Annotated in this window: 31 protein-coding genes and 1 tRNA gene; 30 read left to right on the top strand and 2 right to left on the bottom strand. The window is 51.3% G+C overall.

The genetic code is table 11. The features are described 5' to 3' along the window. Positions 1–102: 102 nt before the first annotated feature. Positions 103–579, bottom strand: coding sequence for a DNA-binding transcriptional repressor RacR (gene racR / locus L2I46_RS07505; RefSeq protein WP_004184740.1), 477 nt, complete (start codon positions 577–579; stop codon positions 103–105). 101 nt (positions 580–680) lie between these two features. Between racR and L2I46_RS07500 the strand changes: the two genes are divergently transcribed. The 10 genes from L2I46_RS07500 (at position 681) to L2I46_RS07455 (ending at position 6,148) form a co-directional block, all read left to right on the top strand. Continuing rightward, complete coding sequence (locus L2I46_RS07500) at positions 681–944, top strand: transcriptional regulator (RefSeq protein ID WP_075205440.1); 264 nt, start codon at positions 681–683, stop codon at positions 942–944. 28 nt (positions 945–972) lie between these two features. Further along, positions 973–1,425 (top strand): YmfL family putative regulatory protein, encoded by a 453-nt coding sequence (locus L2I46_RS07495; protein ID WP_004184739.1) that lies wholly within the window; start codon positions 973–975, stop codon positions 1,423–1,425. 237 nt (positions 1,426–1,662) lie between these two features. Further along, positions 1,663–1,842, top strand: a complete 180-nt coding sequence (locus L2I46_RS07490; protein ID WP_001208720.1) for a DUF4222 domain-containing protein — start codon at positions 1,663–1,665, stop codon at positions 1,840–1,842. Next, complete coding sequence (locus L2I46_RS07485) at positions 1,832–2,800, top strand: helix-turn-helix domain-containing protein (RefSeq protein WP_023301983.1); 969 nt, start codon at positions 1,832–1,834, stop codon at positions 2,798–2,800. Before L2I46_RS07490 ends, L2I46_RS07485 begins: the two co-directional genes overlap by 11 nt. Continuing rightward, the gene (locus tag L2I46_RS07480) at positions 2,797–3,606 is read left to right on the top strand and encodes a DNA adenine methylase (RefSeq protein ID WP_023301982.1); all 810 of its coding nucleotides are present in this window, start codon (positions 2,797–2,799) and stop codon (positions 3,604–3,606) included. Before L2I46_RS07485 ends, L2I46_RS07480 begins: the two co-directional genes overlap by 4 nt. Positions 3,607–3,615: 9 nt before the next feature. Next, positions 3,616–3,993: a RusA family crossover junction endodeoxyribonuclease gene (locus L2I46_RS07475; RefSeq protein WP_004184734.1), complete on the top strand. Its 378-nt coding sequence runs from the start codon at positions 3,616–3,618 to the stop codon at positions 3,991–3,993. 12 nt (positions 3,994–4,005) lie between these two features. Beyond that, positions 4,006–4,986 (top strand): DUF968 domain-containing protein, encoded by a 981-nt coding sequence (locus L2I46_RS07470; protein WP_004197461.1) that lies wholly within the window; start codon positions 4,006–4,008, stop codon positions 4,984–4,986. A 13-nt stretch (positions 4,987–4,999) separates the two neighbouring features. Further along, positions 5,000–5,578, top strand: coding sequence for a DUF1133 family protein (locus tag L2I46_RS07465; protein WP_004899672.1), 579 nt, complete (start codon positions 5,000–5,002; stop codon positions 5,576–5,578). 169 nt (positions 5,579–5,747) lie between these two features. Then, positions 5,748–5,823, top strand: a tRNA-Thr gene (locus tag L2I46_RS07460). A 67-nt stretch (positions 5,824–5,890) separates the two neighbouring features. Further along, a complete protein-coding gene (locus L2I46_RS07455) occupies positions 5,891–6,148 on the top strand; it encodes a hypothetical protein (protein WP_004184721.1) in 258 nt (85 codons plus the stop codon). Here the strand turns inward: L2I46_RS07455 and L2I46_RS07450 are convergent. Next, positions 6,054–6,500 (bottom strand): ECs1072 family phage-associated protein, encoded by a 447-nt coding sequence (locus L2I46_RS07450; RefSeq protein ID WP_031280381.1) that lies wholly within the window; start codon positions 6,498–6,500, stop codon positions 6,054–6,056. The genes L2I46_RS07455 and L2I46_RS07450 overlap by 95 nt on opposite strands. Positions 6,501–7,113: 613 nt before the next feature. Between L2I46_RS07450 and L2I46_RS07445 the strand changes: the two genes are divergently transcribed. The 20 genes from L2I46_RS07445 to L2I46_RS07350 all read left to right on the top strand — a co-directional run bounded on the left by L2I46_RS07445 (position 7,114) and on the right by L2I46_RS07350 (position 18,135). Further along, complete coding sequence (locus tag L2I46_RS07445; RefSeq protein ID WP_031280382.1) at positions 7,114–7,413, top strand: phage holin family protein; 300 nt, start codon at positions 7,114–7,116, stop codon at positions 7,411–7,413. Continuing rightward, positions 7,410–7,949, top strand: coding sequence for a glycoside hydrolase family 108 protein (locus L2I46_RS07440; protein ID WP_004206700.1), 540 nt, complete (start codon positions 7,410–7,412; stop codon positions 7,947–7,949). Before L2I46_RS07445 ends, L2I46_RS07440 begins: the two co-directional genes overlap by 4 nt. Further along, entirely contained in the window at positions 7,946–8,293 is a 348-nt protein-coding gene (locus L2I46_RS07435) for a DUF7940 domain-containing protein (RefSeq protein ID WP_064370843.1), read from the top strand. The genes L2I46_RS07440 and L2I46_RS07435 overlap by 4 nt, the downstream gene beginning before the upstream one ends. After that, the gene (locus tag L2I46_RS07430) at positions 8,290–8,565 is read left to right on the top strand and encodes a hypothetical protein (RefSeq protein ID WP_031592524.1); all 276 of its coding nucleotides are present in this window, start codon (positions 8,290–8,292) and stop codon (positions 8,563–8,565) included. The genes L2I46_RS07435 and L2I46_RS07430 overlap by 4 nt, the downstream gene beginning before the upstream one ends. Beyond that, complete coding sequence (locus tag L2I46_RS07425; RefSeq protein WP_236947719.1) at positions 8,516–8,716, top strand: hypothetical protein; 201 nt, start codon at positions 8,516–8,518, stop codon at positions 8,714–8,716. Before L2I46_RS07430 ends, L2I46_RS07425 begins: the two co-directional genes overlap by 50 nt. A 229-nt stretch (positions 8,717–8,945) precedes the next feature. Further along, positions 8,946–9,296: an HNH endonuclease gene (locus tag L2I46_RS07420; protein ID WP_159187588.1), complete on the top strand. Its 351-nt coding sequence runs from the start codon at positions 8,946–8,948 to the stop codon at positions 9,294–9,296. Between the two features lie 130 nt (positions 9,297–9,426). Further along, entirely contained in the window at positions 9,427–9,921 is a 495-nt protein-coding gene (locus tag L2I46_RS07415) for a phage terminase small subunit P27 family (protein ID WP_004884285.1), read from the top strand. Further along, the gene (locus L2I46_RS07410; protein ID WP_032418747.1) at positions 9,918–11,648 is read left to right on the top strand and encodes a terminase large subunit; all 1,731 of its coding nucleotides are present in this window, start codon (positions 9,918–9,920) and stop codon (positions 11,646–11,648) included. Before L2I46_RS07415 ends, L2I46_RS07410 begins: the two co-directional genes overlap by 4 nt. Before the next feature lie 9 nt (positions 11,649–11,657). Next, a complete protein-coding gene (locus tag L2I46_RS07405) occupies positions 11,658–11,843 on the top strand; it encodes a hypothetical protein (protein WP_021313630.1) in 186 nt (61 codons plus the stop codon). After that, positions 11,843–13,072: a phage portal protein gene (locus L2I46_RS07400; RefSeq protein WP_094818659.1), complete on the top strand. Its 1,230-nt coding sequence runs from the start codon at positions 11,843–11,845 to the stop codon at positions 13,070–13,072. The genes L2I46_RS07405 and L2I46_RS07400 overlap by 1 nt, the downstream gene beginning before the upstream one ends. Beyond that, positions 13,059–13,712 (top strand): HK97 family phage prohead protease, encoded by a 654-nt coding sequence (locus L2I46_RS07395; protein ID WP_004884313.1) that lies wholly within the window; start codon positions 13,059–13,061, stop codon positions 13,710–13,712. The genes L2I46_RS07400 and L2I46_RS07395 overlap by 14 nt, the downstream gene beginning before the upstream one ends. Positions 13,713–13,726: 14 nt before the next feature. Continuing rightward, positions 13,727–14,935 (top strand): phage major capsid protein, encoded by a 1,209-nt coding sequence (locus L2I46_RS07390; protein WP_021313628.1) that lies wholly within the window; start codon positions 13,727–13,729, stop codon positions 14,933–14,935. Between the two features lie 38 nt (positions 14,936–14,973). Further along, positions 14,974–15,177 carry a hypothetical protein gene (locus tag L2I46_RS07385; RefSeq protein ID WP_021313627.1) on the top strand — a complete coding sequence of 68 codons (204 nt, stop codon included), beginning with the start codon at positions 14,974–14,976 and terminating at the stop codon, positions 15,175–15,177. Then, positions 15,174–15,494: a head-tail connector protein gene (locus tag L2I46_RS07380; protein WP_021313626.1), complete on the top strand. Its 321-nt coding sequence runs from the start codon at positions 15,174–15,176 to the stop codon at positions 15,492–15,494. The genes L2I46_RS07385 and L2I46_RS07380 overlap by 4 nt, the downstream gene beginning before the upstream one ends. A gap of 8 nt (positions 15,495–15,502) precedes the next feature. Further along, complete coding sequence (locus L2I46_RS07375; RefSeq protein ID WP_032408655.1) at positions 15,503–15,841, top strand: phage head closure protein; 339 nt, start codon at positions 15,503–15,505, stop codon at positions 15,839–15,841. After that, positions 15,838–16,287, top strand: coding sequence for an HK97-gp10 family putative phage morphogenesis protein (locus L2I46_RS07370; RefSeq protein ID WP_048337506.1), 450 nt, complete (start codon positions 15,838–15,840; stop codon positions 16,285–16,287). Before L2I46_RS07375 ends, L2I46_RS07370 begins: the two co-directional genes overlap by 4 nt. Next, the gene (locus tag L2I46_RS07365) at positions 16,284–16,631 is read left to right on the top strand and encodes a DUF3168 domain-containing protein (RefSeq protein WP_042947699.1); all 348 of its coding nucleotides are present in this window, start codon (positions 16,284–16,286) and stop codon (positions 16,629–16,631) included. Before L2I46_RS07370 ends, L2I46_RS07365 begins: the two co-directional genes overlap by 4 nt. Positions 16,632–16,687: 56 nt before the next feature. Further along, positions 16,688–17,392 carry an immunoglobulin domain-containing protein gene (locus L2I46_RS07360; protein WP_236947696.1) on the top strand — a complete coding sequence of 235 codons (705 nt, stop codon included), beginning with the start codon at positions 16,688–16,690 and terminating at the stop codon, positions 17,390–17,392. A gap of 30 nt (positions 17,393–17,422) precedes the next feature. Beyond that, positions 17,423–17,827, top strand: a complete 405-nt coding sequence (locus tag L2I46_RS07355) for a phage tail assembly chaperone (RefSeq protein ID WP_021313622.1) — start codon at positions 17,423–17,425, stop codon at positions 17,825–17,827. A gap of 2 nt (positions 17,828–17,829) precedes the next feature. Beyond that, positions 17,830–18,135, top strand: a complete 306-nt coding sequence (locus L2I46_RS07350) for a phage tail assembly protein T (protein ID WP_143832115.1) — start codon at positions 17,830–17,832, stop codon at positions 18,133–18,135. Positions 18,136–18,238: the final 103 nt, after the last annotated feature.

Genomic DNA, 18,238 nt, shown 5'->3' with positions numbered 1-18,238 from the left:
ACAAGCCAATCCCCCACAGGGATTGAGTTATGCAAGTGAATCAATCTCAGAGCTTTTAACATGTATGGAGCTTAGAGATATTGTCCGTTAGACCATATAAGCTTAAGCTCTGGCTTTCGTTTGTTTTTTTCCATCTTCCTCCTGCTCTGCCCATCTCCTTATCTTCATCTCTAGTGAGTCTAAATATGCTTTAGCGTCGCTATCTACCCAGCCAGGTATACGCTGTCCTTGCTCTAAGAGGACAAAATCAATGATAGCCTTTTTCTCTCTCGAAGCCTTATTATAGAGTTCGTCAATAGAACCATTTTTAACTATGGGATCTGTTGCGGGCTCACATGTATCAGTTAGCGGGTATCCTTTTAGTCCCCAGTGCTCGGGGCCCACAACATCAGAAAAGTAGTTCCAAAGCTCTGGTAGCTTCTCTTTCGATATGGAGCCTTTATTGATCCAGTCATGGATTGATGGGGGTTTTATTTTGAAATGACGTGCGATTTCCGCCTTACTCTTGGCAGAACCTATTGAAAGCTTCTTGTCTATGGCCTGCTCGATCGCTCGGCCCAATTCTTTACCACTAAGCATTGCCTAATAATCCTCATAACCTTTAGCTTAGGCAATTCCTATTGATTGTTTATTAGGCTTAGCCTAATATCTGCTTGTGTGGAAATCATAGGAATCCGTTTATGAGAAGTAGCCTTGAAGCAATCAGTGAAGCCTGCCGCATTGTTGGGGGACAAGCCGCTTTGTCAAGGAATCTAGGCATCTCATCACCAACAGTGAATCAATGGACAACGGGCATTAGGCAAATACCTGCGGAACGATGCCCTGAGATTGAAAAAGCCACTGGTGGTGCTGTCACCTGCGAAGAGCTTCGTCCTGACATTGACTGGGCCTATTTAAGAGGTACAGCAATCCGAAAGCTTAATGTCACTGCATCAAATTTGTAACTACCACCCGAGTTTGAAAGGAGTAGGTATGAACCTCAAAGAAGTCGTGAAATCTATGTGCAAAGCATATCCAGGTGGGCGCGAAGCAATGGCTGGCGCACTGGGAATGACGGTGACGCAGTTCAACAACAACCTCTACGAGAAAAACGGCTGTCGTTTCTTCGAAGTCAGCGAGCTGGAAGCGATGGAGGACATTTCCAACACGTCGTTACTGGCTGATTACTTCGCTCGCCGCCGTGGTGCTCTGCTGGTGGATGTTCCGCATCTGGAAGAGCTGGATCGCGTGGACTTGTTCAGCCGGGCAATGCGTACCTCTGCCGCCAGAGGACAGGTTGATCAGATTATCGAACAGGCACTTGAGGATGGGGTAATCGAAAGACATGAAGCTGAAGAAATCATGGTGCATCACCGCCGCCACCTGGCTGCGCGTGAAGAAGAGATCGCGGCAATTATCACGTTGTTTGCACGCAAAAAGAAGTGACGCCAGCGAGTTGCAGCTCCTGGCGTCGTGGCGTCTCGTTATCAGTGGAGATTACTAACGCATGAACAGTTTATCAACACAATACCGCAGGTCGCAACTTGTAGCGCGGCCAGTTCCTGGTGGAGCAGGACCGGTGCAGTTCGTGTATGGGGTAAGAGTACCAGGCGGATTCGAACCTGTCTGCTACCAGTTTGCTCAGTGGGTGGTAGGGGACTTTAACGGCCAGGCGGAGAAAGTATGCGAGAGCTCAACCGATGGTTCAGAGATCACTACGGTGTCCCGGTCAGGGTCATACGCTGGGAGCCCCAGACACAGCGCGTTATATACCTGCGTGAAGGGTACGAGCATGAATGCTTTAGCCCCCTCGAGCAGTTCAGACGTAAATTCAGAGAAATAAAGGACGATCATGAGCACTAAATTAACAGGATACGTCTGGGACGCTTGCGCATCTTCGGGGATGAAACTATCCAGCGTGGCAATCATGGCGCGCCTGGCTGACTTCAGCAACGATGAGGGTGTTTGCTGGCCTTCTATCGCGACTATATCCCGTCAGATTGGCGCTGGTGAAAGTACTGTCAGAACGGCGATTACTACGCTTGAGAAAGAGGGATGGCTCACCCGTACGCAACGCCGCAACGGCAACCGTAATGCATCGAACGTCTACCAGCTCAACGTTTCCAAACTACAGAAAGCGGCATTTTCTCACCTGTCAGTTTCTGACCCGTCAAAATCTGACACATCAAAATCTGAACCGTCAAAATCTGATGCGTCAAAAACTGACCCCTCAAAATTTGAGGCGTCGGAATCCACCAAAAAAACCAGTTTTGACCCGTCAGAATCTGGGGGGGATCCGTCAGTAAAATCAACTACTGATCCATCAGATATAAATCCTTCTTGTCCGGACGCTTCGCAACCGGACGAACAGGGCTCTGCTGATGAATTTCTATCACGACATCCTGACGCGGTGGTGTACAGCGCTGCAAAGCGGCAGTGGGGCAGCCAGGACGATTTAACCTGCGCCGAGTTCATTTGGGGAAAAATTATCAGCATGTACGAACTGGCGGCTGAAAGTGATGGTGAGGTAGTTCGCCCTAAAGAACCAAACTGGACCGCATGGGCGAATGAGGTTCGCCTGATGGTGATGCAGGACGGGAGAACCCATAAACAAATTTGCTCACTTTTCAAGCGCGCCAACAAAGATTCGTTCTGGTGTAAAAACGTACTCAGCCCGTCGAAGCTTCGGGAAAAATGGGATGAGCTGTCGTTAAAACTATCTGCTCCACTCAATAGTTCCCGCCAGGAGGCGTCCATTTCGCGAGCTAGCTTCGATGAGGTTGATTACTCATTGCCAGAAAACTCGGGGTTCCGCACATGAGCAAGCCATTTCTCAAATGGGCTGGTGGAAAGTATACCCAGCTGGCTGACCTGTTCGTGCATATCCCGGCAGGGAAACGCCTGATAGAGCCATTCGTTGGTGGTGGGTCGGTATTCCTGAACAGCGAAAAGCACGCAGATTACCTGCTGGCGGACGTTAATCCGGACCTGATTAATCTGTATCAGATGTTAGCGGTGGTGCCGGATGAAGTGGAATTGAAGGCCCGCTGGATGTTCGAGCACATGCGGTCACCAGATGGTTATGAGCTGATCCGTTCCGAGTTCAACGCTCAGACGCTGGATGCTACTGAACGCGCAGCTGCATTCCTGTATCTCAACCGGCATTGCTTCAATGGCCTGATGCGCTACAACCAGGCGAACAAATTCAATGTGGGCTGGGGAGGCTACAAGGCTCCGTATTACCCGATGGATGAGATGAAAGCCTTCGCGGCTATGGCGCATAACTGCGTATTCATGACTGCTGATTACCGTCGGACAATCAGCCTGGCCGGGAAAGGGGATGTGGTTTACTGCGATCCGCCTTACGAACCGATGCCGGGAACAGCCGGATTCACTGCCTACGCCGCTGGTGGGTTTAACTGGGAGAACCAGGTAGACCTGGCGAAGCAATGTGTATCTGCCTTTCACCGTGGGGCTCGGGTAGTAATTTCTAACTCATCCGCACCGAAGGTTCTCGATCTGTACCGGGAGCATGGTTTTAACCTGCTATTCATCAAAGCGCGCCGTTCGATCTCCTGCAAAAGCAGTACGCGGGAAGTCGCAAAAGACGTTGTAGCGATCCTTTAAGGGGGCTAAATGAAACTGACTTTACCATTTCCACCGAGCGTAAATAGTTACTGGCGCGCCCCGAGCAAGGGACCGCTGAAAGGCAGACATCTGGTAAGCGAGACAGGGCGCAAGTTCCAGCAGGCAGCGAGAGCGGCGATTATTGAGCAACTGCGGGCCGTTCCCCGGCCATCCTCTGATCTGGCTGAGGTTCACATAGTGTTGTATCCGCCGGATCAGCGCCGTCGGGATATCGATAACTACAACAAAGCGCTGTTCGATGCCCTGACTCTAACAGGCGTCTGGGAAGACGACAGTCAGGTTAAGCGCATGCTGGTGGAGTGGGGGAACATCGTGAAGAAAGGGAAAGTAGAAATCACCATCCGACGTTTTCGTGCAGTTGCCTGACGTGGAGATGATATGAGAGCACTACTAACCCCTGAGATTGCCCCACGCATGGGCGTTGTTCTTCTTCGCCCAGGTGCTGATCTCATGCCGATGTTCAGGAGAGGACGGGTACTGATTGAGCCTGCACCGGAAAAATACAGCGACTACGCAACCGGCGCCATCCCTCCCGCCACGCAGCCACTGGCAGAAGACCCGGTTTTGAAGCCAGTATTCGAAAACAAAGACGTCATTCTGCGCGCGGGTGGTATCAGCTCGCTGGAGGCCGAGCTGGAGCGTCATTTTGAATGCCAGTATCCCCATGGCTCATGGCACAGCGAAAATTTTACGCTGTTCCGGCATGAGCCTGGCAGCATCCGCCTTTGCTGGGCCTGCGATAACCTGCTGCGTGATCAGTACACAGAGACGCTGGCAGGCATTGCGCGTGGGAACCTGGTATCCTGGCTGATAACGGTCATCCGCTCACAGCTGGGGTTCAACGAAGACCATCAACTGACGATCCCGGAGTTGTGCTGGTGGCTGGTGATAAACAATCTGGCGCACGTAATCCCTGAATCGCTGGCCCGTAAAGCCCTGCGATTGCCGGAAATAAAGCATCAACCAGTGACGAAGGAGAGCGATATTGTGCCGGAGCCAGCGGCGAGCGAAGTGGTGCAGAAAAAGATTCTCGGTCTTCGCGTAGATCCTGAAACGCCGGAATCATTCATGCTGCGACCAAAACGCCGCCGCTGGGTAAACGAGAGCTGGACGCGCTGGGTTAAGTCCCAGCAGTGTGTCTGCTGTAACAAACCAGCAGATGATCCCCATCACCTGATAGGCCACGGACAAGGTGGAATGGGAACAAAAGCGCATGACCTGTTTGTGTTGCCGCTTTGCAGAGCGCATCACGACGAGTTGCACGCTGACACCGTGGCATTTGAGGAGAAGCACGGCTCACAGCTGGAGCTGCTGTTTCGATTTCTGGATCGTTCGCTGGCAATTGGCGTGCTGGCATAGTGGAGAACGCATAATGATTAACCCGTCCGAGGTTGGAAAAGCTGGTGAAATGGTCAGGCTGAAAACGCTGGAGGCCATCTGGATTCAAGGGAAGCTGCGCATGTGGGGCCGCTGGTCTTACATCGGCGGCGGTAGTGGCGGCAATATGTTTAACCAGTTACTGGCTTCCGGGAAAGTCACTAAAACAGCCATCAACGAAGCATTACGCCGGATGAAGAAGTCTGGCATCTCGAAGCCAGAGCTTGAGGCGTTTTTTCGTGAAATACTCGCGGGGAAAAACAAAAGCGGCCTGGCCTTCTGTACAGACGATGAAGGACTGCTGATTGATAAGGTACTGGGGGCAGTCCTTATTACAGGTGGTCACAAAGAGCTGTATCACCTGCTGGTGGAGCATTACCGGTTACGGAAGAGCAAACGCCGCATAGCGGAAGAGCTCTATGAAAAGCATCCCGACTGGTGCTTTATGACCTGTAGACGCAGAGTTGATACGTGGCTTAGTTTGGCAGAATCGATGCTTTACGCACCAATGTGTGACGCATTCGGCACAAATGGCGACAGATTTTACTTGCAAAGTGAGCCAGAAACTGCTTGAATTGTGATAGGCTCGGGACGTTAAAGCGAACTGAGCAGCATGAAATAAATTAAAGGCCCAAGGCTAACCCCCTTGGGCTTTGTCATTTCTGCACTCCGGTCAGGGCTCTTGGGTAGAGACGTGCTGCACGATACGTTAAAGCCCTCTGCGCAGAGCCCTGAACCAGATTGCTGGTTTAGCTCAGAAGGTAGAGCGCCTGCCCTGTAAGCAGGATGTCAGCGGTTCGATTCCGTCAACCAGCACCAGAACGGCAGAGGGGCCAGCGTCTGAAGCGAATCCCGATCACAATGCGTAACTTATCTAGGGGAAGCTATGCAGCAACCATATTTTTTTAACCCGGGCATGACCACTCAACAGCTTGAAGACTGGCTTGGGCAACAGAAAATCTATCTTGCCCACTTCAACCGTCTGATAGCAGAAAAAGCCGCTCTTGAGGAGCGGTTGAGTCAGATCTCTGCGGAGATTGGGCGAGTCGCTACTGGTAGCTTTGAAGGAATGCTGAGTTTTCCCTGGGATCCCAGTCCTCTTGTGGAAAATCCTCAACAGGATAGTGGCCAGTCGGCAGATTGAGTGACGCCAGGACAGCGGCAGCATCTTCTGACATATAACTGGGCTTTAGTTGACTGGCAATGATAAAGAGACAGTCGTTTAGCGAGAGTCTTCTAATCTCTTCAGGTTTCCACTTGGTCATTTCGAAGATAAGGTGATGAAGAGCCTTATCGTTATCAAGATAATAATAATCCGATGAAAAATGTTTCCTGTACTCATCGAGAATACATTCAAGAGTGAATATTTGTCCTATTCGATACCAAACCTGCCTGGCTCTGTAACTGTGTGAGTCTGCCAGTAATGTTTGGGGGAAGTTGTTATTTTGACAAACCCGGGACTTGATTACCTGTAAAAGGTCTGAGTACTTACTCATATTTTCACCAGTTGATGTTTTAATCATTTGCGAATCAATTTTATCAAAGAGAAAAACAAGCCGCTACACGCTGATAACATCAGACTGGGCGGTTATGGTGAGCCGATACCTCAGACAAGCAGAGTATTGAAACCAGAAAGACTGAATGTTAAATTTCTGGTGTGGTGAATCCCCCTATGCGGAGGGGCATTGCCAGTCTGATATGTTTTTTTGCGCATTGCGAGTCGTCTGTGGACTGGCGGCGACTTACCGGGAGGCACCCGGCACCACACCTAATAAAAAATGATGATAGCTGTAAGGCCCACTTCGGTGGGCTTTTTCTTTGGGCAAAAAAAAAGCCCGCATGGTTTCATGCAGGCAAGGCAGTTACATTTAGATTTTGTCCCGGTATATGTTTTTTTGTCCGGAAGTCGAAAGATACTGTCTCGAATACATTTTGTAAATAACGGATTCAAATCACAAGGCCATGCATTTGCATGGCTTTTTTATTATCAGGTCCCGCAGGAATCATCATCGACACGCTTCGTTGTTAAATCCAGCCTGACGGGCCTGACCCTTTTCAAACACACAGCTTCCCGATCTTCCATCGGAGGCGGTAACTATGGCTAAACGTATGCAAGACAAAGAGAGCATTGCCGGGATGTCCTGGCTGGTTCTGCTGATCATTGCTTGCTGGGGTGGACTTGTCCGCTACCTGATAGATGTGAAGCAGAGCAAGGCAACATGGAGCTTGATCAATGCTCTTGCCCAAATGGTGGTTTCAGGGTTTACCGGCGTTATTGCTGGCCTGGTGAGCATTGAAAGCGGACTGAGCATTTACATGATACTGGCCACTTCCGGAATTAGCGGGGCAATGGGTTCTGTTGCTTTGACCTATTTCTGGGAACGCATTACCGGAGTTAAGGCGCCATGACAGCAGATCAGATTATCGAGGGGATCCTCGGCAAGGAGGGTGGTTATGTCGATCATCCGTCGGATAAAGGCGGGCCGACCCGCTGGGGCATCACGCAGACCACCGCCCGTGCACATGGCTACACCGGTGATATGCGGAACCTGCCCAGGGAAACAGCAAAGCAAATCCTGCTGAGCGATTACTGGACCGGCCCCCGGTTTGACCAGGTGGCAGCTCTATCTACGTTACTGGCAGATGAGCTTTGCGACACTGGCGTGAACATGGGGCCCAGCGTCGCCAGTAAGTTCTTTCAGCGCTGGCTCACTGCCCTGAATATGCGCGGAAAGCTGTATCCCGATCTGATTCCGGATGGCGCCATTGGTCCCCGAACCATCACCGCGCTTAAGGGATACCTTTCCGCCCGCGGGAAAGAGGGTGAACAGGTTCTGTTGCGTGCGCTGAACTGCAGCCAGGGTGCCAGATACCTCGAACTGGCGGAGGGCCGCGAAGCCAACGAGGATTTTCTCTACGGCTGGGTTAAGGAGCGTGTCCTGTGAAGATGATCATTTTCGCTTTGCTCGTGCTGGTGGCCGTGCTCGTTCTGTTACTTCTGCGCAAATATACCCGGCTGGAGTTCGTAGGGCATGCCAGCCTGCTGCTGAAAACGTGGTCTGTAAAGCTGGGAGCTTTCGGCGCGCTGGTTGGTGTATGGGCGCAGTCGTTCCCGGATGCTGCGCTGCACGCCTGGGCGATGCTGCCACCGGATATCAAAAGTATCCTGCCGCCAAACATCGTTGCGTTGATTAGTCCTGCGCTGGTGGTGCTGGCCGTGCTATCGCAGTACGTACGCCAGCCAGCATTGAAAGAAAAGGCCGACGAACTGAAGGAGCCGCAGCAATGAGCTTTGAAATTATCGCGGGGCTGGTGGTTGTCATCCTGGGTGCTATTGCTGGCGCGTTTGGCATTGGTCACGCTCGCGGTACCAGTAAGGCAGAAGCGAAAGCCGATCAGCAGCATACCGAAGAGAATGCCGCCGCTGCCGTCGCCGCAGCAGAACGTAAGGCAGAAGTCACGAAAGGGGCAAGCGATGTACAGCAGACTGTTAGCCATATGCCTGATGACGATGTTGATCGGGAGCTGCGCGAAAGATTTACCCGCCCCGGTAGTCGTTGATACGGCCTGTAGTTGGGTGCGGGTCATCTACCTGACCGACCAAGATATCGACGTGCTGGATAAGCAGACCAAGCGCGACATCCTGGCACACAACGAATCAGTTCAGACTAGCTGCATAAACAAGAAAAATGCCCCGAAAGGGGCACGGTAAGGTCTATTTTCGGCGATTCTTATCACCTTCCTTCTGTGAGGGGGTTCGGTCCTCTCCCTTATTATGTCGGTGGTCGTGTCCGCCACCTTTCTTTTCTTTACCGTAATCAATCACTCCCCGTTTGTCTGACGGAGTTTTATCGAATATACCCATTGATATTTCCTTATTTTTGGTGTGTGTAGCTTGGTTATTCTTGCTCTATCTATACAAAAAAACAACAGGATAAAAAATGCCATCTTTGATACCAAGGGCTTGTCGTAAACGAGGGTGCCCCGGTACTACTACCGACCGCTCAGGCTACTGCGAGAAGCACCACAATGAAGGCTGGCAACAGCATCAACAGCGAAAGAGTCGCCACGAGCGTGGCTACGGTAGCCAGTGGGATATCAGACGTGCGTACATCCTGAAGCGCGACAACCATTTGTGCCAGAACTGCCTTCGCAGCGGGCGAGCTGTCGCCGCAAAGACGGTTGACCACATCAAGGCCAAGGCTCATGGGGGTACCGATGACGATTCGAACCTCGAAAGCCTGTGTTGGCCCTGCCATCGAACGAAAACCGGGCGCGAACGCATCAAATGATATCGATTCTCATTTGAGCCGTGGCAGAGGGGGGCGGGGTCAAATCCCTGACGGCAAAGGCCAAAAGGACCGCCGCCTCAGTCAATTTTTTATACCCGCGAAAAATGAAATTTAACCAGGAGTAACGCTTATGGCTGGAACGGCGGGGCGTTCCGGGCGTAGACCAAAGCCAACGGCGCGCAAGGAGCTGGCCGGAAACCCCGGCAAGCGAGCCCTGAATAAAGAAGAACCAGTATTCACCCCCATCAATGGCGTAGCACCTCCGGACTGGTTTGCAGAAGAGGAACTCCCGTTAGCATCCATCATGTGGGAGCTGACGACCAAAGAATTATGCGGACAGGGCTTGCTCTGCGTGACCGATCTTGCAGTACTGGAGCGCTGGTGCGTTGCCTATGAGTTCTGGCGCAGGGCGGTAAAAAATATAGCTGTTGATGGTTTATCCATCACTGGCGCAATGGGCGGGAAAATTAAAAACCCTGAACTTACGGCTAAAAAAGAACAGGAATCGGAAATGAGTTCTACCGGTTCAATGTTGGGGCTGGACCCCAGCAGCCGACAGCGCCTGGTCGGTCTGGCCGGGAAGAAAAAGAACGAAAACCCATTCCTGAAGATGATCACGCCATGAGCCGAAAAGCCTATCCAAACGTTAACGCTGCAAATCAGTACGCAAGGCATGTTGTCGCCGGAAAGATTCCGGCATGCCAGTATGTCATTGATGCCTGCCAGCGACATATCGACGATTTGTCAAAATCGCAGGGAAAGAAATTTCGATACCGCTTTGATAAAGACCTTGCTGAGCGTGCCGCACGGTTTATTCAACTTCTCCCGCACACCAAAGGTGAATGGGCATTTAAAAGGATGCCTATTACCCTTGAACCCTGGCAATTATTTATTATTTGCTGCGCTTTTGGATGGGTTCATAAAGGCAGCAGGCTGCGCCGATTCAGAGAGGTCTATACAGAAATCCCCAGGAAAAACGGGAAGTCAGCGATAAGCGCCGGTGTGGCGCTTTTTTGTTTCACCTGTGATGGTGAATTTGGTGCGGAGGTGTATTCCGGTGCAACCACTGAAAAGCAGGCATGGGAAGTATTTCGACCTGCGCGGCTGATGTGCAAACGCACGCCACTACTCGTTGAAGCCTTTGGAATAGAGGTTAACGCCAAGAACCTTAGCCGTCCTGAAGATGGCGCCAGATTTGAACCGCTGATCGGTAATCCTGGTGACGGGCAGTCACCGCATTGCGCTATTGTTGATGAATATCACGAGCACGAAAGCGATGCGCTGTATACCACAATGATCACCGGCATGGGGGCCCGCAGACAGCCGATTATGTGGGCTATAACCACTGCTGGTTATAACATTGAGGGGCCTTGCTACGATAAGCGTCGTGAAGTTATCGAAATGCTGAACGGAACCGTGCCGAATGATGAGCTTTTTGGCGTCATTTACACCGTTGATGAGGGTGATGACTGGACCGATCCCGCTGTTCTTCACAAAGCCAATCCCAATATGGGGGTGTCGGTTTACTCGGATTTCCTCTTAAGCCAGCAAAGCAGGGCCAAAAATAATCCCCGCATGGCCGGGATATTCAAAACGAAACACCTGAATATCTGGGTCGCCGCACGTGCTGCTTATTTCAACCTGTTAAGCTGGCGAAAATGTGAGGATGAGACGCTCACCATTGAGCAGTTTGAAGGACAGCCCTGCATTCTGTCTTTTGACCTTGCGCGCAAGCTGGATATGAACTCTATGGTTCGGCTATTTACCCGTGAAATAGATGGGAAACGGCATTATTACTGTATATCTCCGCGCTTCTATGTTCCGTATGACACCGTATACAGCAACGATGTTGACGATCACCGCACCGCTGAGCGTTACCGTAAATGGGTTGAAGCAGGATATATCACCGTGACTGATGGTGCGGAAATTGATTACCGAGTAATACTTGAAGATGCCAAGCGTGATAATCAGCAAACTCCGGTTGAACAAAGCCCAATTGACCCGCACGGTGCAACAAACCTTTCTCATCAGCTTGCTGATGAACAGCTCAACCCTATAACCATTATCCAGAACTACACCAACATGTCTGACCCGATGAAAGAGCTTGAGGCCGCTGTAGAGTCCGGTCGATTTCATCATGACGGTAATCCGATAATGACCTGGTGTATTTCAAACGTGGTGGGTAAGCACCTGCCTGGAAATGATGATGTTGTTCGGCCAATTAAAGAGCAAAACGAAAATAAAATAGATGGGGCTGTTGCTCTGATTATGGCGATTGGACGGGCAATGTTATTTGAAAAGGAAGAAACCCTTTCAAATCATCTCGAAAGCTATGGCGTGCGCTCACTTTAAGAGGCAATTATGATCCTGATGATACTCGCGCCACTTGTTGGTGTGCTGGGGGCTATTCTGCTCTCATTCGGTGCCTGGGTTATTTACCCCCCTGCTGGCTACATTACTGGCGGTATTCTGTGCCTGCTCTGGTCATGGCTTGTATCCCGCTCCCTTTCCGGTAACTGGAAAATTGAATCCGGGGAGGGTGGCTAATGTTTTTTCCCGGAATGTTTACGAAAAGCACCGCATCGGTCACGACGCCAGCGGAACTGGCGGAAGCTGTAGGGATGACTTACGACACCTACACTGGAAAGCGCGTTAGCAGCCAGAAAGCGATGCGACTTACAGCAGTCTTTGGTTGCATAAGAGTTCTGGCTGAGTCTATGGGGATGCTTCCCTGCAACCTGTACAAAATCACTGGTAACAGCAAGCAAAAAGCGACCTCTGAAAGGCTGCATAAATTACTGACCATGAAGCCAAATGACTATATGACCCCCCAGGAGTTCTGGGAGCTGGTCATTGTGTGTCTTTGCCTGCGCGGTAATTTTTATGCCTACAAGGTCAAAGCGCTGGGTGAAGTGGTCGAGCTTTTACCCATTGATCCGGGCTGCGTTGACCCTAAGCTTAACAGTCAGTGGCAACCGGTATATCAGGTCACGTTCCCTGATGGTTCTACGGATGTGCTGGGTCAGGATGATATCTGGCACGTCAGGACGTTGACCTTTGACGGGCTGGTGGGCCTGAACCCAATCGCATACGCAAGGGAGGCCATTTCTTTGGGTATGGCGACAGAAGAACACGGCGCCCGATTGTTCGCAAATGGCGCGGTCACTTCTGGCGTTCTCCGTACTGAGCAAACGCTGACTGATGCAGCCTATGAACGGCTGAGAAAAGATTTTGAAGATCGCCACCTTGGGCTCAGCAATGCGCATCGTCCGATGATTCTTGAAATGGGTCTTGACTGGAAGTCGATGGGACTCAACGCCGAAGACAGCCAGTTTCTTGAGACCAGAAAATTTCAGCTGGAGGAAGTCTGCCGCCTGTACAGGGTGCCGATGCATATGGTGCAGAACACTGACCGCGCCACCTTCAACAATATTGAAAACCTTGGCATTGGCTTCATCAACTATTCACTCGTTCCGTACATGACCCGTATTGAGCAGCGAATCAACGTGGGGCTGGTGAAGGAATCGAAGCAGGGCACCTATTATGCCAAGTTTAATGCCGGTGCTTTGCTGCGTGGGGATATGAAATCAAGATTTGAATCGTATTCAACCGGTATTAACTGGGGCATTTACTCACCAAATGACTGCCGTGAACTGGAGGATATGAACCCACGCTCTGGCGGTGACGTTTATCTGACGCCGATGAATATGACGACCAAACCGTCTGACAGCAATAAGAGCAAAATAACCGAGGAACAACATGATGCCGATGACTAAACAGCGGCTGGATATTCCGCTGAAGCTAAAGTCTGTCAGCGACAGCGGGGAATTTGAAGGCTATGGCTCTGTGTTTGGCGTTAAGGACAGTTACGACGATGTAGTTGTTCCCGGCGCTTTCAGTAAATCGCTTCAGTCATGGCGGGAGAAAAACGCGCTGCCAGCTATGCTCTGGCAGCATCAGATGGATGAACCTATCGGTGTTTATACCGAAATGAAAGAGGATGACGTCGGCTTATATGTCAAAGGCCGGTTACTCATTGATGATGATCCTCTTTCAAAGCGAGCGCATGCCCACATGAAGGCCGGTTCTTTAACCGGCCTTTCTATTGGTTACATGCTAAAAGACTGGGAATACGACCGTGAGAAAGGCGTGTTTCTCCTAAAGGAAATCGACCTTTGGGAGGTCAGTCCCGTAACGTTTCCGTCGAATGACGAGGCGCGGGTCAGCGATGTTAAAAGCGCGTTTGCCCGTGGCGAAACACCATCCCAGAAAAGTATTGAACGGGTCCTGCGCGATGTTGGGCTCTCCCGCACCCAGGCCAAAGCATTCATGGCCGGGGGCTATGGCAACCTCTCTCAGCGTGACGCTGATGGTGTGGATGCCGCACTGGATGCACTGAAAAACATCAAATTTTAATCAGGAGTTGAATTATGGCAGTCGAAATTAAAGACGTTGAGCAGGTCGCGCAGGATTTGCAGCAAAAATTCGATGATTTTAAAGCGAAAAATGATAAGCGCATTGAAGCTATCGAAGCTGAAAAAGGCAAGCTGGCCGGAGAAGTTGAAACACTTAACGGCAAGCTGACCGAGCTGGATCAGCTTAAAACCGCGCTGGAGGATGAGCTTAAACAGGTTAAACGTCCAGCTGGTGGCACTCAAAGCAAGGCCGCAACCGAGCACAAAACCGCTTTCATCGACTTTATGCGCAAGGGTAAGGATGACGGATTGCGTGATCTGGAGCGTAAAGCCCTGCAGGTTGGCGTGGATGAAGACGGCGGATATGCTGTCCCAGAAGAGCTGGACCGCACCATTCTTAATCTTCTGAAAGATGAAGTAGTGATGCGCCAGGAGGCCACAACTATCACTGTTGGCGGTGCCAACTATAAAAAGCTGGTTAACCTTGGCGGCACCGCTTCCGGCTGGGTCGGTGAAACCGATCCCCGTCCGGCTACTGATGCGTCTAAACTCGGTCAGATTGAACCGTTCATGGGTGAAATCTACGGAAACCCTCAGGCAACCCAAACGATGCTGGATGATGCCTTCTTCAATGTAGAGGACTGGATCAACAGCGAACTGGCGGTTGAGTTCTCCGAACAGGAAGAAATCGCTTTTACCAGCGGTAACGGTACGAAAAAACCGAAAGGCTTCCTGGCCTACGCCTCCACTCTGGAGGACGATAAAACCCGTGCCTTTGGCACGCTGCAGCACATTCTTTCCGGTGCGGCGGCGGGTGTGACTGCCGATGCGATTATCAAACTGGTCTACACCCTGCGCAAGGTTCATCGCAACGGTGCTAAATTCATGATGAACAACAACAGCCTGTTTGCCGTTCGCATTCTGAAGGACTCCGAGGGTAACTATCTCTGGCGTCCGGGCCTTGAGCTGGGCCAACCCTCTTCTCTGGCAGGTTATGGTGTTGCTGAGAATGAGCAAATGCCGGATATCGCAGCAGATGCGAAAGCCATTGCGTTCGGTAACTTTAAACGTGGCTATACCATCGTTGATCGTATTGGTACCCGCATCCTCCGCGATCCGTACACCAACAAACCATTCGTTGGTTTCTACACCACCAAACGTACCGGCGGAATGCTTGCCGATTCTCAGGCCATCAAACTGCTGCAGATCGGTGCTGGCGCATAATCTGATGGGGCTTCGGCCCCATTCTTATGGAGGTCATTATGCTGCTGAAAAAAGACCTGAAATGGTCACCTGATGGCATTCAGATCATAAACATTCCCGCCGGTGAATATGAGTCTGGATCACTTCCTGAGCGCGCTCTTGAGGTTGCTGCTCAAATGGGGATTCTTGACGGCACTGAACAACCGGAAACTGAAACAACTGTTAAGCCTAAAGTCGGTAATAAGCGGGGTGAAGGCAAATGAAGCCCTCTGTAAATGAGCTTCGTTACCAGTGCCGTATCGACAGCGATGACGATACAGAGGATGTGATGTTAACTCTCTACCTCAATGCCTCCTTGAAGCACGCTGAAAAAATCACAAATTGCCGTCTTTATGATAACGCTGTTCCAGACGACGACCCTGACGGGTTGGTAATCGAGGACGATATCAAACTGGCCCTGATGCTGTTGGTTTCGCACTGGTATGAAAACCGGGAGCCTGTTAGTAGCGACAGCGTTAATACTATTCCGTTCGGCGTTAAATCAATTCTGGAACAGCATCGAAAAATTCCTGGGACGTAGGGGGACTTATGCAGGCAGGGCGATTACGGCACCGGGTCACCATTCAAAACTTCACAACCTCCAGAACGCCTTCAGGTCAGCCGGTTGAAAAATGGGAAGATGGGAAAACCATCTGGGCCGAGGTTAAGGGTATAAGCGGTCGTGAACTTTTAGCCGCTGGCGCTGAGCGTGCCGATGCCACCATTCGAGTCTGGGTGCGTTTTCGTACAGATATCTCAGCTTCTTCCCGCCTGAAAGTACGCACCGGCCCGTTTAAAGGCGCAGTTCTTAACGTTACCGGGCCTCCGGTTCCGGATATCAAAGGTACCCGGCTGGAAATTCTCTGCAAACAGGGGACCGAAAAATGATTGATGTGAATCTGGATTTTTCCGGGCTGCAGGATATCGCCCGCGATCTGCAAACGCTCAGCAAAGCCGAAAATAATAGAGTTCTCCGTGATTCGACTCGTGCTGGCGCCGAATTGCTCCGCCAGGAGGTTATTGATCGCGCTCCGGAGAAAACCGGCAAACTGAAGAAAAACGTTGTTGTCGTCACCCAGAAAAGCCGCCGTCGAGGTGAAATCTCATCGGGGGTGCATATTCGTGGCGTTAACCCGCGAACGGGGAACAGCGACAACACCATGAAGGCCAGCAACAAGCGGAATGCGTTTTACTGGCGCTTTGTGGAGCTGGGGACAGCTACGGCGCCAGCACATCCGTTTGTTCGTCCTGCCTTTGATACCCGCATGGAAGAGGCTGCGCAGGTGGCGATGCAGCGGATGAATCAGGCTATTGATGAGGTGCTGGCTAAATGACAGAAGATGATCTCTATGACCTGCTGTCGCCGCTGGCAGACGGGCGGGTTTATCCGTATGTGGTATCGCTGGGCAGTGACGGACTTCCCGATGTTCCAGCGCCTTACATCATTTTCTCGATACCGACTGATGTTGCCGGGGATGTTTTCTGCGGCCAGGCAGAGTCAACGTTGCGTATTCAGGTTGATGTATGGGCTGAAACGAATGATGAGGCCAGAGCGTTACGCCTGGACGCCCTTGCTCGCCTGCAGGTGCTTTCACCTGTCGAGGTGACAAAAATTCCTGGCTACGACACGACAACCCATCTTCATCGGGCAACCCTCGAAATAACGGTTATTGCCTGATAAAAACCAATTCAATCCGACCGCCGCTGGCGGTTTTTTCATTTATGGAGGCTGCGATGTCAGCACTATTTGAACGTGCCCAAAAAACGGTAGTAATGATTACCTCTGTGCCGGTCACTGCGGCAGGGCTGGATACGGCAACCTGGTTAAACCTGAGTTGCACTATCAAACAGGCCAGCTTTACCGCTGGTCAGAAAAACGATATTGACGTGACAGTGCTGTGTTCGGATGAAACGGAAAATATCAACGGCCTTCCTGCTCCGTCTGAAATGTCACTTTCCGGGAACTTCTACCGCAACCCGGCGCAGGATGCACTTCGTGCAGCATACGATAACGACGGGGTTTATGGATTTAAGGTTATTTTCCCGTCTGGTAATGGATTCCTGATGCGCGCTGAGGTACGTCAGCACACCTGGGATTCTCAAACCAATGGCGTGGTTGCTGCAACGTTCTCGCTGCGTCTGAAAGGTAAACCCACCAATATTAACGCCCCAGGAGTTCTGTCGTTTGCTACTGACCTTCCGGCGTCTCAAACGGTCGCGGCAGGAAGCGCCCTGACCATGGGCGTGGTCGTCCAGGGCGGTACGGCACCTTATACCTACGCCTGGAAAAAGGGCACCTCGACGGTCAGCGGCCAGACCAGCGCAACGTTTACGAAAGCCAGCGCTGTATCCGGTGATGCCGGGGTTTATTCCTGCGTGGTTACTGATGCCGATGGCACTGTGATCACTTCTTCTGATTGCACCGTCACCATCAATTAACGGAGCGCCGGGAGACCGGCGATAAAATTAATGTCAAAACCGAGTCTTAAAGCACTGGCACTGGCACCGATGGCGGGCTTTCGTAAAAAAGAAGTTTCCGTTCCGGAGTGGGATAACGCCAAAGTCATCATTCGTGAGCCATCAGCAGAAGCTTGGATTCGCTGGCAGGGCATTGCCAGCCCGGAACCACCCAAACTACCGGAAGGGCAGGAGCCCCAGGAGGCACCAGAACTGACCCCTTCAGAACGAGCCTTCCGCACGATGCGGGCCGACGTCACGCTTTTCATCGATATTTTGCTGGATACCGACCTGCAGCCCGTCTTTACTGTCGATGACACCGAACAGGTTGAAGCGATCTATGGCCCTGTGCATTCCCGGCTGTTGAAGCAGGCACTTGATCTCATTCGTGACGCGGATGATGCTAAAGCAAAGTAAAAATGCCTGGCATGCAGTTCCTGATGGCGCTGGCGCTCCGGATGGGCCGCACGCTGGGCGAACTGCGACAAACCATGACGGTTGGCGAATTCAGGATGTGGGCTGAATACGACCGTATCAGCCCAATCGGCGATATTCGCGGCGATATTCTCAATGCTCAGCTGGTATCTGCGGTTTACGGAGCGCAGGGCGGTAAAGTCACCATTGAAGATGCTCTGCTTCAGTGGAGCGCAGAAGAGGATGAGGTAAACGACGGCGGCGATCCCTTTGCAGGATTAGAGGCTGCATTACTTTCAGCAGCCAAATAGTAGAAGCCATGCCTTCATTAATCTAAGTATTTTCATAAAGCAAGGTCAGGTAGTCTGGATTTTTGTGATTTTTCTGTGATATTGTGTTTCTGATTGAAACAAA

Origin of the sequence: Klebsiella sp. 2019SCSN059 (assembly GCF_021739525.1) — a bacterium.
GTDB classification, from domain to species: Bacteria; Pseudomonadota; Gammaproteobacteria; order Enterobacterales; family Enterobacteriaceae; genus Klebsiella; species Klebsiella quasipneumoniae.
Note: the sequence above shows the minus strand (reverse complement) of the source record. Positions and strands in the feature narration are given on the sequence as shown.